Below are 16,276 nucleotides of genomic sequence, written 5' to 3'. Positions count from 1 at the left end.
GGATCGGACCGACGGCAGCGCGCGCAAGCCGCCGCCTCCCGTGCGTTCAGGCCGGCGCACGCTGGCCTCCCCCCGCAGCATCGCTGCGGTAGCGGCTGGTCGAGGTCTGGTAGTACTGGGCGCGGATGGCCGCCACGGCCTCGATCAACGGTCCCCACGGCGCGGGAAAGCGTTCTTCCGCCATCACCCGGTGCAGCATGCGCGTATGGCCGGCCAGCTCATCGTTGAGGAACTCCACCACAGGCATAGCCGGATAGCGCTGCAGCAGCAGGATCGCCGCGTTGTCGGCCTCGCCGGCCGACCTGTCCTTTTCGCGTCCATGCAGATCGTTCTGCAAGCGCCCTATCGCGGAGATGAGCCGCGGGACCTGGCGAAACGCCGGACGCGCGCGCAAGGTCGCCATGTCCAGTCCCCACAGCAACGACAGGCAACAGAACACGTTCGTGTAGGCGATCGAATCGATGCCGTTGTGCAGGTACTCGGCGTAGGACCAGCGTTCCGCCCCTGCCGCCTGCGCGTGTCCGGCGCGCAGCGCCGCGCAGTAGCACCGGGTATCGTCGAGAAGCTGAGCATAGTCGCGAGGATCGTAGGCGAGCGCGGCCAGCGAAGCGCGCAGCACAGCGCAGCCATCGAATCCGGGGAGCGCGCACGGCACGCCGTGCCCCAGCGCCTGCTCCACCGCGGCGAGCTGCTCCGGCGCGATCAGGCCAAGGTCGTTGCAATCGTCGAGCCAGAACAGCAGCGCCAGTTCGCGATAGAACGCCACGATCAGCGTTTCGTCCTGCGGATCGCGGCCGGTGCGGGCGCTGGTGTGGCGCAGGCTCTGGTGGATGCGCTGCAGGATGTACTGGCCGCCCCTGACCGCTTCCACGGCATGCTCGTGGGCGAACCCGGTCAGGGAACGCCCCCACTCCAGCACCTGCTGCAGCGCGCGTTCGGTCTGGATCATGGCGCCGCTCCTGCTCCCTCGGCCAGGACGCGCCGCCCCCAACGAAGCGCCAGCCACAACCCGGCGAGTTCTGCCACGCGCACCACCCGGGTGGGGCAATACAGTTCCTTGCCGATCCACAGCGGCGTCTGCGGCAATGCATGCGCCGCATGGCGGGCGAGCATCCACTCCAGCGCACGCGCCACCGCCTGCGCGATGCGCCGGCGCCCTGTCGGCTCTTCGCTCCCGTCCATCACGTGCAACGCGAACAGCGCATAGGCGGTTTCCTCGAATGTGGACGCGCGACCGGCGCCCCAGCCGCCATCGCCGCGCTGCGCCTGCAGCAGCGCCGCCAGCGCGCGCTCGTCGCGCCACTGGGGCTTGCCTTGCGCCAGCGCAGCGACCGCATGCGCGGTGGGATACAGCCACGAAACGTGCCATTTCTCGTTGTCCCATAGACCGTGCGGGTTGCGATTGGCCTCGACGTAGGCGCTGGTGCCGGCGGCGGGCTTTCCCAACATTCGCAACGCATGCAGGGCATGGATGTTGGTCGACACCGAGGCATTGCGCTCGCCGGGAAAGGTGACGAACAGCTCGCCGATTTCGAAATGGCGCAACGCATCGACCGCCGGGTCGCGGCCTGCAAGGCGCAGGACGCACATCGCAACGGCGGTGTCGTCCGCATCGGCCGCGAAGTGCAAGGCCGGGCCCAGACCGCGCACGCCCAGGCGGGCGTCGAGCTGCGCGACGATCACTTGCACCGCCTCGGCGAGCGCGGGATGCGCGAACAGACCGGCCAGATGCAGGGTGTAGAGCGACCAGCATGGCTCGAACACATTGATCGGCCAGACATTGGGAACGACACCTTCGATGCCGCTGCGCGTCGCCCGCGATGCCGCCTGCAGATACGCGTCGGCGCGCCCGACCTGCGGCGTGCTCCCCTGTGTCACGGCGTGCGCACGCCACGCGGCGGTGGCCGCCGGACTGATGCCGATGCTGCCGTAGTCATCCGGGCATGCGGTGGTCGGCGACGTCCCCCAGGCTTCCCAGGAGTGCAGCAACGGATGGCCGCTCGGCAATGTCGCCACCGCCCCCAGCTTGACCAAGCACGCTTGCCGCAACGGCAACAGCGCCGGGTGGCGCGGAAACGCCACGCCGCCCAGCAAGGATGCGGCCTCGCCGCACAACTGCGGCAGGATCAGCTCCGCGCCGATCGGGGCGTCTTCCGGCACCGCATGCGCGTAGGGATCGGGGTGGCGCTCGAGGAACTGGGTTGCAGCCTGGACTGCGTGGGCAGTGCCGGGAAGAAGATCGGCACGCTGCAATGCCAGCAACGCCGCCCACGTGGGCGCATGGCGGAACAGCGGGAAGTGCGCGCTTCCCCATCCGCCATCGGCCTGTTGCTGCGCGATGAGCCACTCGTATGCGTCCTGCCGACCGGTGACGTTGCCGTGGAACTGCAGAGCTCGCGCCGTGTCGTAGACGGACGGACCGACGCTGCCGCCGTCGCTGATCTCGCTCAGCAGGCGGCGCAATTCGGAAAGGATCTGTTCGGACAGCGCGTTCACGCGGGACGTTCCTTCTGCAGACGGTTGACGAGAACCAGGATCGGCAGACGCCGCGCACATCGCCGCGGACTCGGACACAGTGCAGCATGCACCGCTGCCGCCGGCCGATCGCAGCGGCACAGGGGCGACTCCATGCGGACGGGCGTGCTCATGCGCATGGCGCGTGCTTGAATAGATACCCGTTGGCCCGCTGCAGTATCTGCGCCAACCGTTCCGCACGCGGCCCCAGCGGGGCGATGGCTTCCCCGGCGTCGCGCAACAAATCCAGCGCGAACTGGCGCGCTGCCTGCAGCCCCATGATCGACGCGCAGGTCGGCTTCTGCGCCGCCGCGTCCTTGCCGGGGGTCTTGCCCAGCGTCGGGGTATCCGCTGTCGCGTCGAGAATGTCGTCGACCACCTGCAACGCCAAGCCGAAACAGGCGGTGTAGCGATCGAGCGCACAGTACAGCGCAGCGTGCGCGGCATCCTCCGCGATGGCGCATAGCGCGCCCATGCGAACGGACGCGCGCACTAACGCTCCGCTCTTCATCCGGTGCATCGCCACGATCCTGTCCAGCTCGGCGTGCTTTCCGACCAGCGACAGATCCATGGCCTGCCCGCCTGCGGCACCCTCGGCGGACACCGCCTGCGCCAGTTCGCGCACGAGCGCGATACGGTTGTCGCCCGGCGCATCCAGGCTCGCCAGGGTCAGGAAGGCGTGCGCCTGCAGCGCATCGCCGACCAGGATCGCAGTGGCTTCGCCGAACTTGACGTGCACGGTCGGAAGGCCGCGGCGAAGCACGTCGTCGTCCATCGCGGGCAGGTCGTCGTGGACCAGGGTACAGGCGTGCATCATCTCGATGGCGGCGCCGACGTCGTCGAGCATGTGCGCCGGCGTGTCGGCCAGTGCGCCGGCAGCCAGACAGAGCAAGGCGCGGGTGCGCTTCCCGCCATGCAAGGTGGCGTAGCGCATCGCCGCCATCAGCTCGGTCTCACCGTCGTCTTCGGCGCAGAGAAGACGCGCCAGCGCCTGTTCGACCCGCTTTGCGCCGTCCTGCATCCAGATCTCCGGCAGCAGCCTGCCGGATGCGCCGCGCGCCTGCGCACCCAATCCGCCGAGGGCGGAAACGCCAGTTCGGTCGTCGTGTAGCGTGGAACCGGTCTGCATGTTTTTCATGTCCTTGTACCTGACACGAGATGGCCACGGCGAGCGCCAAGCCGCCGCGGTGTTGCCGGCGTCGCACCGAGCGCGTGCGCTGAGTGCAGCAATGCCGCGCCTCGCCGGCGCCGCTGCCTCGCCACACGGGCATGCGATGCCAGCTCATGAAAAGCCTATTCGGATTGCCATGGAAGGATGTGCGGTCGGGTAATAGCGCCGGCCTTTTTCGACGCCGCTCAGCAACCGCGGCCGCACCCCGGCCTTGTGCATGGTCAGCGCCAAGGCGATGCAGAACTGCACCATTTCCAGCCATACCAGGTGGTAGCCGATGCAGACGTGTGGGCCGGTACCGAACTGCAGCATGTCCACCGGCCGGATCGGCTCCGTGCGTTGCAGCCACCGCGCCAGGCGGAACTGATCAGGCGCCTCGTGCAGCAGCGCCGAGGTCGAGAAATGCAGCAGCGGGATGCACAGATGGGTGCCCGCGGGAATGCGCCGTTGGCCGAGTTGCAATTCCTGCAGGGCGCGACGCGGCAGGAGCGTGGTCGCCGGATGCAGGCGCAGCGTCTCCCGGAACAGCGCCTCGGCGACCGGACACTCCGCCAGGTCCGCGTGCCGGGTCGGCATCGCGCCCACGCGTTGCGCCTCCTCGACCAGGGCGTCCCACAGCACAGGCTGCCGCGCCAGCTCGATCACCATCCAGGCCATCGTCGAGGCAGTGGTGTCGTGACCGGCAAGCAGCAGCAAGCGGATATTGGCGACCAGGACGTCATCGGAAAGCGCATCGTCGCTGCGGTCGAAGGCGCTCACCATGTCGTTGATCAACCCGGTGCGCGCGGCATGCGCGCGCGCGTCGCGGACGAACTGGCGCAACTGCGCGTCGATCCAGTCTCGGGCGGCGCGGCCGCGCCGCAAGGGCAGTCCTGGCAGGTCGACCGGGGGCGCGACGATCAACTGCAGCAGTTGCCGGTACTTGCGATGCCATCCCGGCAGGTCCTGCGCGGGGATTCCCATGAGGCTGAAGATGAGCTTGAGCATCAGGTCGCCGGTTTCGCGCAGGATGGTTACGTCGCCGCGGTCGCGCCACGCCTGCACCCGCGCCCAGATGACGGGCGCGAACAGGTCGCCGATGCCGGCCTGGGTCAGCCCCTTGGGCAGGAACGCCGCCTTGATCGCATCGCGCGCCTGCCGGTGTGCGCCGCCGTCCTGGGCAACCAACGTTCCGCCAAGCAATTCGGGCGCGATCTCTTCGATCAGCGCCGAGGACACGTCCTTGTGCCGGAGCAGTGCGAACGCATCCGGATGCACGCAGGTCATCAGGTGTCCGGCAGGGCCGAAATCCAGCCAGAAGTGGCTGCCCAGCGTCCGTTCCGCGCGCCGCAGCAGGCGCGGCAGGTCGCAGACGATAGCGGGAAGATGCCCGACCAGGGGGAAAGCGCCGGGCATGACCGGGATGTCGTATCGCAGCCGGTGCCGACGGTTGAGCGGGTTGAGCAGCATGTCCATCAGCAGCGCGCCGCCGCGGCCGCTTCGGCGGTGTCGCCGGCAGGCCGCGCGGCGCAGCTGTTGCCACCGTCGGCGTACGTCGGCACATGCGCCAGCATGCCGCCGTCGATGCACACGACCTGGCCCGTGATGAACGCAGCATCGTCGGAGAGCAGGAACGCCACCAGCGCCGCCACGTCCTCGGGGCGGCCGACGCGCGGCAGGAGCTGGTGCCGGCGCAGATGCCGTTGCATGCACTCGTCCAGCTTGGCGAGGAGACGCTCGGTCATGACGAGACCCGGCGCAACCGCGTTGCAGCGGATCTGCGCATGACCGTACTGGGTGGCGAGCGACGCCGACAGCATGTTCATCGCCGCCTTCGACGCGGCGTAGGACGTCTGCGCGGTGTCACCGCTGAGCCCCTGGCACGACGACATGTTGACGATCGCGCCACCGCCGCGGGCGATCATCCGTGGGATGGCCTGCCGGCAGCAGAGCAGCGTGCCGCGCAGATTGGTCGCCATGGTCTGATCCCAGACCGCCAGGTCCAGCTCGAGGATCGCGCGGTCGCGCAGGGTCAAATGCATGGCGCTCGCATTGTTCACCAGCAGGTCGACCCCGCCGAAGTGCCGCTCCGCCGTCTCGAACAGCGCTGCCACCGCCTGCTCATCGGCGATGTCCATGGCCAGGGCCAGCGCGTGGCCCGCTTCAGCCGCGATCTGAGCGGTGCAGGCGATGGCCGCCGAGCCATCAATATCGGCCACCACCACTCTGCCGCCCCCGCGCGCGATGGCGAGGGCGCATGCCTTGCCGATGCCGGCGCCGGCGCCGGTCACCACGGCCACCTTGCCTTCAAACCGTCCATCGTGTCCTCCTGGATTGCGTTGGTCTTTCGCGGCATGCCGCTCGGCCTCCGCCGGAGAAGGCGCAGGGTCGGCGCTGGCGCGCTCGCCATCGCCAGCGTCGCTTTCGATGACCCGAATGGCGGCGACCGGGCACTGGCTGGCCGCGAGCCGCACTGCGGCGTGCAGCGCCTGCGGGACCGTCGCCACGCACACTTCGGCCACGCCGTCCGGTTCGCGCTGGCGAAAGGTGCCCGGCAGCGTCAGCACGCACTGCCCGGTGGTTCCGCACAGATCCTGGTCGACCACGACGCGCATCTCAGCCCCCCTGCGCATGCAGCCGCACCGGCAGCGCGCGGAACGTCCTAAGGAACGCGGAGGGCTCCCGGGTCGGCTGCTCGGCCAATGCCAGCGTGGGGAAGCGCGCCTGGATCCGCGGCAGGCTCTCGGCCAACTGCACCCGGGCCAGTTGCGCACCGAGGCAGAAGTGGATGCCGTGGCCGAAGCTCAGCATGATCTTCCCGTCGATCGACATGCCAGGACTGGTGCCGTAGAACCGCGCGGGATCGAAGCGGTCGGGATCGGCGAAGGCGTCCGGGTCGCGATTGCCGGCCGCGATCAGCACGCGCACGTCCGCGTTCTTCGGGATCACCACGCCGCCCAGTTCGATGTCGCGCTGGGCGATACGCGGAATGGAGCTGAACATGGCGGGCGCGTCGCAGCGCAGGACTTCTTCGACGAATGCCTTCACCCCCACGGCATCTCCTTGCAGCCAGTGCCGCTGTTCGGGATACGCCAGCATCGCCAGGACCGCATGGTCGATGGCCGCAGCAGTGGTGGCGAAGCCGCCCAGCAGCATGCCCCACAGCATGCTGATCAACTCCGCATCCGACAGCATGTCGGCATCGTCGTCGTGTGCGCCGACCAGCATTGACACGATGTCGTGGCGGGAATCGGTGCGCTTGCGCTGTATGAGGTCGCCGAAGTAGGCCTGCACCCTGGCGCTGGCCGCGTCCGCCGCGGCGAGCTGGGGATCGCTGGCGTGCGGGCTCAGGCCTTCCAGAATGGCGCTGATGCCGGCGACGAGCCCGAACATGTCGTCCTGGGGCATGCCGAACAGTTCGCCGAAAACCAGCATGGGCAAGGCCAGCGCGAATTCCCGATGCAGGTCCACCGCCTCCCCGCGCTCCAGCGCGGGCGCCATGCCGTCCAGGCGCGCTGCGACGATGCGAGCGATGGTTGGCCTCAGGTTGTCGATCTGGCCCATGGTGAAATCGCGCGAGATCAGCCGGCGCAGACGCGTATGCGTCGGTGGTTCCTTCATCGCTAGCGTGGACGCCAGCAGATTGAGTGACAGGCTGGTCGCCGCACGCGGGAAATAGCGCGCCAGTTCGCCCGGCGCCGGTCCCCGAAAAGCATCGCCCGTGGCCTTGAGCGCCCAGTAGATGTCGGCGTGGCGGCTCAACAGAAAGAGGCCCGACGCCGCGCGATGCACCGGATCGTGCTCGCGCAACCACCGCATGAACGGATACGGGTCGTGGATGCACGCTGGCGACGCCAGTTCGGCGAAGGCGTCCCGGCATGCTGCCGTGGTCTCTTGCACGTCCATATTGGTTACCTGTTGGCTGGCTGATCTGACCGGCGCGCGCCAGGCGCGCCGGCAAATTGCGGAGAAGATCGCGATTCCCGGCGGCGTCCGCGCATCACCAGAGCACCGGGAACTCCTCGAACCCGCCAGTGATGATCTCCTTGCGCAACTTCAGTTCTTCGGGCGCCACGGCCAGGCGCAGCGCGGGAAAGCGCTGGAAGATCGAACCGAACACCACCTTGAGTTCCAGCCTGGCCAGCGCCGCGCCGATGCAGTAGTGCGGCCCGTAGGAGAACGCCAGGTGCGGGTTTTCGTCGCGTCCGATGTCGAAGATTTCCGGGTCGTCGAAATGGCGCGCATCGAAGGACGTCGCCGGCAGGCCGACAAGCACCTTGCTCTCCGCAGGAATATCCACGCCCGCGATGGTCACGTCGGTCCTCGGATAGCGCATGATGCCGTCCCAGCCCGCGCCCGGCGGGTACATGCGCAGGATTTCCTCCACCGCCTTGTCCACCAGGGATGGATCGCCGACCAGGCGTTCGCGCTGTTGCGGATGGCGGAACATGGCCAGCAGGCCGAATTCGATCTGCGCGACGGTGCTCTCGTGCCCCGCCACCAGCATGCCCGTCGCCAGGCCGATCGCCTCTTCCTCGGTCGCCTTGCCCTGGTCGACCGCCGCGAGCAGATCCGTCAGCAGGTTGTCGCCAGGATCCTGGCGCTTGTCCCGCATCTTGCCGCGAATGTAGGCGCGCAGTTCTTCCCAGGCCAAGCGCGACGCGCTGCGCGGGCCGCTTTCATGCTGGTGCGTCATCACCTCGTCGGACAGCCCGGCGAAAAAGGCGTGATCCTCGTAGAGCACGCCCATCAGCGCGCTGATGACCATGGCCGGAAGTGGAAAGGAGAGGTGGCGCCGCAGGTCGGCGGGCTGGGGCTGGGCCGCCAGTGTCTCGAACAACTGCGCGGCGATCACCTCGACTTGCTGCGCGAGCAGCTTCACCCTGCGGTTGCTGAAGGCCGGCGCCACGGTCGTGCGTAGCCGGGCATGCTCGCCCCCCTCGTGCGAGACCAACCACCCCGGCGATCCGAGAATCACCGAATCCGGGGTGAATGCCGCCGGCGGCATTCCCGAGGGCCGGAACGCCGCGTCGGACAGCACCGCCTTGGCCTCGTCGTAGCCTGTCACCCACCAGCCTTCGTGCCCGGACGGGAAGCGCACGCGGTGGATCGGACCGTTGGCGCCTAGCGCCAACATCTCGGGCGAGGGCTCGATGTGATCGACGCGCCACATCGGCAGCGTCGGCAAGGGTTGTTCGGACATGGTGGCACTTCACTCTGTAGCGATGGAAGGGCGAAAGGTGACCGGCGAGCGCTGCGGGCAGCGAATGACCTAAGACGGCATGCAGACGACGTCCTCCGCGGCGTAGCCCGACTCGATTATCAAGATCGGCCAACGTCTAACTGCCTAGGCATACCGCGCGGCGAGATGCAGAACTTTGCACCGTCGGAGTTCAGGCTAAGGTAGGTGTGGTGGGCCTTGAGTCGAAGCCGGCCATCAACATTTCCTGCGCAAGGGGTCGACAAGGGCGGCGAGCTGTTTGGTAGGGGCGGTTTCGCCGAGGCCCCTTCCCATAGAATGCTATCTCATGCGGATTTGACATTTTGCTTTTCTTTCTTCGTTCCATCGATCGCGGTGTCATCCACGAAATGAAAGTCGGTCGGCGGCTCCCGGCCCGCAACGAAGGAGCATCAAAACTCGTGCCAATTTGGCCGACCCAGCAGAAGAAAAAATTGTGATTTCTTTTCAGCGGCCTAGCCTGAGGCCAGACAAGAGCTCGGCGAAATAGGCCGGTGTCGCGGACCAACAAAGGCGACAGAACAGTGTCGGATAGTCGTCAGACAGCCGGCGACACCTTCTTTATCAGTTGTCCTGTCCTGGAATGAGGGCAGGCCCCCTGACCGTAGATCGTGTCTCTGGGAGTGGTGTACCTACGGCATTGGTCGCCGCGCTCTCCGGCAAGGGCCGGAATGACAGCGCGCCGGCAGGCTGATGAGCGGATCATCGCTCATCCGGCTAATGGTCTCAAGAGTAGCGCGCCCGCTGCACAGCCCATTCATCGTTCTGTTCTAGGAGCAATGCGCCGACAAGTCGGACGATGGCGTTGTCGTTGGGGAAGATGCCGACAACCTCGGTGCGCCGCTTGATCTCGCCATTGAGCCGTTCGATCGGGTTTGTGCTGTGCAACTTGGTCCGATGCTCCCTGGGAAAGCTCATGTAGGCGAGCACGTCGTGTTCGGCATCGTCCATGATGGCGGCGAGCTTCGGCACCTTGGGCCGGATCTGGTCGGCAACGGCACGCCACTGCACGCTTGCGGCTTCCGCCGTCTCCTGGGCGAAGGCGGTGGCGATGAAGGCCGAGACGACGCGGCGGCCGCTCTTGCCGGCATGCGCCATCACGTTGCGGGCGAAATGAACTCGACAGCGTTGCCAGGTGGCGTTGAGCACCTCGGAGGCCGCCGCTTTGATGCCTTCGTGGGCCGGCACGGCTCAAGGCCCCATCTGCTCGGCGGCTCAGGTTCGCATCCAACTGACGACATGATGCCATCGGTCCAACCATCGTACGCTCAAGTCCCGGACGCTCTTATTCTCATCTACGTCCTGCTCGGCGTGGCCCCGCCGGCGGCCGCTGGATGGCCACAAGTGCTTTGACAATTTTTAGGCTGGCGCTTGCAGCCTCGCCTGAGAGTAGTTCGCGACTTGCGACCGAGAAGGATTGTATCGATCTCGGAGCCTGGTCGCGTCCCACCATCAGACGCGCGAATGATCAATGCGCGAAGTGGTCAACTGGCTGACATCAAGGCTTGGCCAAACGGCTGGAGTAGATGCCCTTGCGTTCGTGAGCGGACGGCTTGACGAGCGATGGGACGCTCGCCCGCATTCTGACTGCTAATCGGCAAAACTTCCGAAATTGTCCTGCAGCTTTTGCAGCCGCTCGCTGCGTTTCTTGACCGATGGGCCAAGACGCTGGATCACCTCATCCACAAGAAGACCGAGGAAGGTTGTCACTGGCGCGTTACTTTCCCAGAACATATCGACGTCGGTGGCCACTCGGAACACGTTGTCGGTGAGTTCCTGCGCCCAGTAGCACACGGAGTCCGTGATTATGACAAGATTGATGTTCGCCTGCGAGGCCTGCCGGGCCAAGAGCATGGCCTGCTTTGCGTAGCGCCGGACGTCTACAACAATGAGGAGCGGCCTTCCGGTTTCGTCTGCGAACAACTCGCTGTAGGTGCCGCTGGCGCCGTCCATGAAACCGACATTCGGGCGGGCGTATTCGAGGCGGAGGGCAAAGTCCATGGCCAGGCCGCGCACAGTCTGAAAGCCAGCCACATAGACCCGATCGGCCTTGGCGACCATCTCCCCCACTTCTCCGAAACGTTCTGTGACGGCTTGCTCATAGGCGCTGATGACAGCCTTCAATTCCAAATCGAGACTTGCGGCACGATGCTGCGCGGCACTACCCGCCTCTTTCCTGGACCGCTCAGCGGACGTCATGCGCTCATATCGTTCTCCGACAAGCCAGGCAATCTGATGGATTGTGCTGCCCAGTTCCTCCTTAAGTGCGGCGAGATTCTCATAGCCGAGTGAACGCAGGAAGCGCCCGACGGTCATAGGGCTGAGTTTGAGCTTGCTCGAGACCGAAGCCGCGGTTTCAAAGGGTATGTCGCGGATATTCGTGACGAGATAGGCGGCGATGGCGCTTTCCGCCTTCGAGAAGGTCGCCTGCCGTTCCTTGATCTTCTCCACGAAGGGAAAGGAGGGCGGCTCCGGCTGGGGCGCTTGCTTGCCGCTCATGCGTTCATTCGTCCATAGTTGCGCATAACCTCCTTTACCGCATCGTGCTCGATGGCGGCAACAAGCCTGTGCTCGCGCCCCACCATCGATTCGGCCGCCACCATGGCGTTGATGATCGCTTCCTCCACCGCCTGCGCCGTGGCCTCAAACAGGAGGTCGAGCCTGTTGTTCGGTAAGAAAGCGAGATCGCCGATAGCGGGTGCTGTGGCCGACTCACTGGTGGTCAGGTTTACTGTCGAGAAGGCAAGGCAAAGGTCGCCCGATCCGTCTCCTGCCGGCGTGCCCGTGCGGCCGATGCCGAGGCCCGCCCGCCGTGCGAGCCGCTCCAGCTGGGTTGGCATGAGAGGCGCGTCTGTCGCCACCACCGCAATGATCGAACCCTGCTCGCCGGCCCAAAGCCGGTTCGATGTGAGGTGTTCGCCGACAGGAACGCCGAGAATTCTGAGGAGCGGTCGAATTCCAAAGTTTGCCTGAACGAGGCAGCCGACGGTATAGCGGGAACCGAGCAAGTCGACCACGCGAGACGACGTCCCGGTGCCGCCCTTGAACTCGAAGCAGATCATTCCCGTCCCGCCGCCGACATTACCCTCGGCCAGCGGTCCGCTGGAAGCACCATCCAGAGCCTCCTTCACATGCGCGGCGGTAACGTGAAAGGCGTCCATGTCGTTAAGGTAGGCATCGCATGTCTCGCCGACCACGGGCAGCATGAACTTATAGGGTCCGACGCCGGTGTCGGGCTTGTCGATCATCCATTCCAGAATCGACTGATGAACGGTTCCAAGGCTGTGGGTATTGGTGATGGCGATCGGTCCCGTGAAATAACCAGCCTCCTTGATCCAGTGTGTTCCAGTCATTTCGCCATTGCCGTTAAGGGAGTGGAATCCCGCCCACACAGGCGCCCGAAGAGGACCGCTGCGGCCTCGCGGAAGGATGGCAGTGATACCGGTGCGCGCTGGTCCTCTGCCCGACGGCGGCGCGTCGCTGATCACGGTCGAATAGCCCACCTCTACGCCGGCAACATCGGTTATGGCGTTATGGGGACCGGTCTTTCCGGAAAACGGCAGCCCTAGTTCGCGTGCCCGCGGCTTCGCCGAAGCATCACATGCCAAGCGTTGAGTGGTTTCCATTGGTATCCTCGTCTGTTGAATTTCCAGTCCCTCGTACTTTAGCGAGCATTCGCGCCAAATGATAGCTAAATAATATTCTTTACAGTATGATACTTTTGTAACAAAATTAGTCAGACACACGTTTTCAGGATTGGCTTCCTGAGCGCGATATCTGATCTACCCGTTCCCTGTAGAAGGAAGCATGATGACGAGCTCCATACCTTCAGCTGCACTGAGCCATCTTCAGGATCGCAGCCCGTGGCTGTGGCTTAATGCAGGGGCGCGGGCTTATCCGGCGGATGTGCCCGAGTTGACACGGCAAGTTGACGAGGCTCGCGACCGGCTGCGCCGATCTGAAAGGTTGATCCGGGCGCTTTTTAAGCTCTCCGACACCGGATACCCACCCATCTACTCGCCCCTACTTCCGATCACGGGGATCGAGCCCGCACCGACAGGACCGTGGTTCGTCAAGGCTGATCACGCTTTGCCGATTGCCGGCTCGATAAAGGCGCGTGGCGGCTTCCACGAGGTGATCGCGCACGCCGAACGACTGGCAATCGAAAACGATTTGATTGAGCCGGGGCAGGATCTCCTGCCGCTGGCGTCTTCCGAAGCGCGAAATTTATTTGCGCAGCACTCCGTCGTTGTCGGAAGCACCGGCAACCTTGGAGTTAGCATCGGTCTGTTCGGCGCGGCTCTCGGGTTTAGGGCCGTCGTGCACATGTCCACCGATGCCAAGGCGTGGAAAAAGCAGCGGCTGCGCGACCATGGCGCGACCGTTGTGGAACACGCAGGTGACTACGGCGAAGCAGTCGCACGTGGGCGGGAGATAGCTCTAGGCGATCCAAGCGCCTATTTTGTCGATGACGAGCAATCCGCCGACTTGTTCAGTGGCTATGCCTGCGGAGCGTATGAATTGGCAGATCAACTTGCTGCCGCGGGTGTGCTTGTGGATTCTGAGCATCCGCTAGTCGTGTATCTGCCTTGCGGGGTTGGTGGCGCACCCGGCGGGATCACCTATGGGCTAAAGCTGATATTCGGTCCGCAGGTACATTGCTTCTTCGCTGAACCGACCGACTCTCCTTGCATGCTGGTGCAGATGTTAAGCGGGCCTGGCAAGGCGGTTTCCGTCTACGACATCGCACTGACCAACCGCACGGAACTCGATGGCCTCGCTGTGGGAGCGGCTTCGATGTTTGTCGCGCCTCTGCTCTTCGACCGTTTGGCCGGCATATACACCATCGGCGATGCAGAAGCCTTTGGCTGGCTTCTTCGGCTGCATTCGATCTGTGGTATTGACGTCGAACCCTCCGCTGCAACGGCACTGGCGGGACCATCTCGCCTTACCGACGTTGCGCTCGGCTCGGTCCCAAAACTTTCGCAGGCAACCCATGTTAGTTGGACAACTGGAGGCTCATTGATGCCATCGCACGAGTTTCAAGCCTATCTCTCATGCGGTGAATCCCGGAACGCGTTTATACGCAGACAACATGACATCGCCCCTTCTGCAGTTGCTTAATGCGTTTTTTGGCCGAAGGGCCAAGACGGCAGATGACGTCGTCTACGATAAGATTAAGAAAGCTTGTCACCGGCGCATTGCTTTCCCAGAACATGTCGGCATCAGTGGCGATCCGGAAAATATTGTCCGTGAGATCTTGTGCCCAGTAGCAAGCCGCATCCGTGACGATCACGAGATCAATGTTCACATGTGAGGCCTGCTGCGCCAAGAGAATGGCCTGCTTCGCGTAGCGTCGGACATCCACGACGATGAGAAGTGGCTTTCCAGTTCCGTCCGCGAACAGTTCGCTGTAGGTACCGCTGACGCCATCCATGAAGCGGACACGCGGGCGCGCGTATTCGAGACGCATGGCAAAGTCCATAGCTAGGCCGCGCACGGTCTGAAAGCCCGCCACATAAACCCGATCCGCTTTGGCGGCCAATGCGACAACGTGACTGAAGTGTGCCGTGCGAGCCAACTCGTAGTTGCTGACGATTGCCTTCAGCTCCAAGTCGAGACTCTTCGAAAGGTCCGGTGCGGCTCCGTCCTCCTCGCTGTTGGAACTATCCGGCGAGATGATATGCTCATAGCGCTCGCCCACGAGCCAGTCGATCTGATGAACGGTGCTGCTCAACTCCTCCTTCAGGGCGGAAAGGCCTGCATAGCCGAGGGAACGCAGGAAGCGCCCCACCGTCATAGCGCTGACATTCAGCTTGCGGGAGATCGAGGCCGCCGTCTCGAACGGGATCTCCCGGAGATGGGTGAGAAGGTAAGTCGCGATGATGCTTTCTGCTCGCGAGATTGTCGCCTGCCGCTCCTTGATCTTCTCGACGAAAGGATAGGCGACAGGGGCCTGATGCGCCGCATCTTTTCGGCTTGTGCTAATCAGTCGTCCATATTTGTGCATGACGTCCTCTAGAGCATCATGGTCCGTCCTCGGACGGTGTTCCGATGCGGCAGTAGGAATGGACTACCTTCCCCTACTTTACTGCGCATCAGCCCCATCCATCAGCCGTTCCCGTGACGAGCCGCTGCTGCGGCTCAAATGGACACCGGTACACATGTCAGTAATCACGATGATCGCCTGGCCGATGAAGCGATGCGGCGACCGAAAGCTCGTGATCGCCGACATACGAACGAACGGATCTTGAGCCAAGCGTCGTCAAGACCTCGTTAGGTATAGAACCTATTGCTTTGGCGAGCTCATCTAGCGATTGCGACGGGCCACAGACCTCGACCAGATCACCGAGCGACGGCTTTAGATCGGCTGCCGAGCTAAGGTCAATGATCGATGTGTCCATGGAAACCCGACCGATGACGTGGGCTGACCGACCTTTATAATAGACCTGCAGTCGATCCTGATTCCCAAGACTTGGGTAGCGCGGATATCCGTCTGCATAACCCAAAGAAATGACCCCAATCAGTCTGTCCCCTTGGAGCCGGAAAGCTCGTCCGTAGCCTACATACTCTCCTTGCCTATGAGTCTTCACCTGGAGGAGCCTCGCATTGGCTGAAATGATCTGTCGAAAGGGGTTGCTGCGGGTCACAAACGGATTACCGCCATAAAGACCAATACCCGAACGCACCAAGTCGAAGTGAGCACTAGAACCGAGGAAGCACCCTGCCGAGTTCGCTAGCGAGGCCCGTCGGAGCTCTCCAAACTCCCTTCGGACTTGCCAGAAGGTCTCAATCTGCTCCCCGTTGCGAGGATCTGAAGGATCGTCGGCGCAAGCAAAGTGGCTCATGATCAGATCGAAATACTGCGTGCGGCCTGCGATCAGACGTTTCAGGGCAGGCAGTTCCTCGACCCGGAAGCCGAGCCGATTGATCCCGGTGTCGACATGAAGGGCGGCCCCTCCAGTCCAGGCTTCACGTTCGCAGAACGCGATCCAAAGCCGAACCTGAAGTTTCGACGTGAGTACTGGTTTGAGGTTGAGCCTCTCATAGGCGGGTTCGGTTCCAGGAAGAAGACCGTTGAGGACATAGATCTCGCCAGCGGAATTGTGCCGGCGAAGCCGAGCCCCTTCCTGGAGATGAGCCACGAAAAAGGTTGTGCAACCGTTCGAGGCCAATCGGCGAGCAACTGCACTGAGTCCCACCCCATAGGCGTCCGCCTTGACGACTGCCGCAACGGTGGCACCAGGACAACGAGCCCGGAACTCGTCGTAGTTCCAGGCAAGATTGTTGAGGTCAACCGTTATGTCGAGTGAATGGCAGTGAAGCATTGGTCCTGGGCAGTGACTGCAACCTTCTAGGAAGCGGAAATGGCA

Annotated in this window: 12 protein-coding genes and 2 pseudogenes; 1 reads left to right on the top strand and 13 read right to left on the bottom strand. The window is 64.1% G+C overall.

Going from position 1 to position 16,276, the window contains the following annotated elements; translation table 11 throughout:
• Positions 1–46: 46 nt before the first annotated feature.
• From NKH89_RS24000 to NKH89_RS23950, 11 genes and pseudogenes are all read right to left on the bottom strand, one after another.
• Positions 47–949, bottom strand: coding sequence for a terpene synthase family protein (locus NKH89_RS24000; protein ID WP_352910245.1), 903 nt, complete (start codon positions 947–949; stop codon positions 47–49).
• Positions 946–2,496: a hypothetical protein gene (locus tag NKH89_RS23995; RefSeq protein WP_352910243.1), complete on the bottom strand. Its 1,551-nt coding sequence runs from the start codon at positions 2,494–2,496 to the stop codon at positions 946–948. The genes NKH89_RS24000 and NKH89_RS23995 overlap by 4 nt, the downstream gene beginning before the upstream one ends.
• Before the next feature lie 148 nt (positions 2,497–2,644).
• Positions 2,645–3,643, bottom strand: a complete 999-nt coding sequence (locus tag NKH89_RS23990) for a polyprenyl synthetase family protein (RefSeq protein ID WP_352910303.1) — start codon at positions 3,641–3,643, stop codon at positions 2,645–2,647.
• Positions 3,644–3,796: 153 nt separating this feature from the next.
• Complete coding sequence (locus NKH89_RS23985; protein ID WP_352910241.1) at positions 3,797–5,140, bottom strand: cytochrome P450; 1,344 nt, start codon at positions 5,138–5,140, stop codon at positions 3,797–3,799.
• Entirely contained in the window at positions 5,140–5,964 is an 825-nt protein-coding gene (locus NKH89_RS23980) for an SDR family oxidoreductase (protein WP_352910301.1), read from the bottom strand. Before NKH89_RS23980 ends, NKH89_RS23985 begins: the two co-directional genes overlap by 1 nt.
• Before the next feature lie 27 nt (positions 5,965–5,991).
• Positions 5,992–6,279, bottom strand: a pseudogene (locus NKH89_RS23975) (ferredoxin); the annotation flags it as partial.
• Between the two features lies 1 nt (position 6,280).
• Complete coding sequence (locus NKH89_RS23970) at positions 6,281–7,570, bottom strand: cytochrome P450 (RefSeq protein WP_352910238.1); 1,290 nt, start codon at positions 7,568–7,570, stop codon at positions 6,281–6,283.
• Positions 7,571–7,664: 94 nt separating this feature from the next.
• Positions 7,665–8,867, bottom strand: coding sequence for a cytochrome P450 (locus tag NKH89_RS23965; protein WP_352910235.1), 1,203 nt, complete (start codon positions 8,865–8,867; stop codon positions 7,665–7,667).
• A 668-nt stretch (positions 8,868–9,535) separates the two neighbouring features.
• Positions 9,536–10,085: pseudogene (locus tag NKH89_RS23960) on the bottom strand (transposase); the annotation flags it as partial.
• Positions 10,086–10,493: 408 nt separating this feature from the next.
• Positions 10,494–11,402 (bottom strand): MurR/RpiR family transcriptional regulator, encoded by a 909-nt coding sequence (locus NKH89_RS23955; protein ID WP_352910233.1) that lies wholly within the window; start codon positions 11,400–11,402, stop codon positions 10,494–10,496.
• Positions 11,399–12,529 carry a DmpA family aminopeptidase gene (locus tag NKH89_RS23950; RefSeq protein ID WP_352910298.1) on the bottom strand — a complete coding sequence of 377 codons (1,131 nt, stop codon included), beginning with the start codon at positions 12,527–12,529 and terminating at the stop codon, positions 11,399–11,401. The genes NKH89_RS23955 and NKH89_RS23950 overlap by 4 nt, the downstream gene beginning before the upstream one ends.
• Before the next feature lie 184 nt (positions 12,530–12,713).
• Here NKH89_RS23950 and dsdA point away from each other — a divergent pair, with 184 nt between their 5' ends.
• Positions 12,714–14,027 carry a D-serine ammonia-lyase gene (dsdA, locus tag NKH89_RS23945; RefSeq protein ID WP_352910231.1) on the top strand — a complete coding sequence of 438 codons (1,314 nt, stop codon included), beginning with the start codon at positions 12,714–12,716 and terminating at the stop codon, positions 14,025–14,027.
• On the opposite strand, the gene NKH89_RS23940 is transcribed toward dsdA, so the two are convergent.
• Together NKH89_RS23940 and alr are read right to left on the bottom strand one after the other, a co-directional pair.
• The gene (locus NKH89_RS23940) at positions 13,984–14,913 is read right to left on the bottom strand and encodes a MurR/RpiR family transcriptional regulator (protein WP_352910229.1); all 930 of its coding nucleotides are present in this window, start codon (positions 14,911–14,913) and stop codon (positions 13,984–13,986) included. The two genes, dsdA and NKH89_RS23940, sit on opposite strands and share 44 nt — an antisense overlap.
• Before the next feature lie 157 nt (positions 14,914–15,070).
• Positions 15,071–16,231, bottom strand: a complete 1,161-nt coding sequence (alr, locus tag NKH89_RS23935) for an alanine racemase (protein WP_352910226.1) — start codon at positions 16,229–16,231, stop codon at positions 15,071–15,073.
• Between the last annotated feature and the right edge of the window lie 45 nt (positions 16,232–16,276).

Origin of the sequence: Mesorhizobium sp. M0923 (assembly GCF_040319365.1) — a bacterium.
GTDB lineage: Bacteria > Pseudomonadota > Alphaproteobacteria > Rhizobiales > Rhizobiaceae > Mesorhizobium.
This window is presented reverse-complemented; position numbering and strand designations above follow the sequence as displayed.

Coding starts and splice junctions, on each gene's coding strand:
- NKH89_RS24000 (WP_352910245.1), bottom strand. CDS start 949: ATGATCCAGACCGAACGCGCGCTGCAGCAGGTGCTGGAGTGGGGGCGT.
- NKH89_RS23990 (WP_352910303.1), bottom strand. CDS start 3,643: ATGCAGACCGGTTCCACGCTACACGACGACCGAACTGGCGTTTCCGCC.
- NKH89_RS23985 (WP_352910241.1), bottom strand. CDS start 5,140: ATGGACATGCTGCTCAACCCGCTCAACCGTCGGCACCGGCTGCGATAC.
- NKH89_RS23970 (WP_352910238.1), bottom strand. CDS start 7,570: ATGGACGTGCAAGAGACCACGGCAGCATGCCGGGACGCCTTCGCCGAA.
- NKH89_RS23965 (WP_352910235.1), bottom strand. CDS start 8,867: ATGTCCGAACAACCCTTGCCGACGCTGCCGATGTGGCGCGTCGATCAC.
- NKH89_RS23955 (WP_352910233.1), bottom strand. CDS start 11,402: ATGAGCGGCAAGCAAGCGCCCCAGCCGGAGCCGCCCTCCTTTCCCTTC.
- NKH89_RS23950 (WP_352910298.1), bottom strand. CDS start 12,529: ATGGAAACCACTCAACGCTTGGCATGTGATGCTTCGGCGAAGCCGCGG.
- dsdA (WP_352910231.1), top strand. CDS start 12,714: ATGACGAGCTCCATACCTTCAGCTGCACTGAGCCATCTTCAGGATCGC.
- NKH89_RS23940 (WP_352910229.1), bottom strand. CDS start 14,913: ATGCACAAATATGGACGACTGATTAGCACAAGCCGAAAAGATGCGGCG.
- alr (WP_352910226.1), bottom strand. CDS start 16,231: ATGCTTCACTGCCATTCACTCGACATAACGGTTGACCTCAACAATCTT.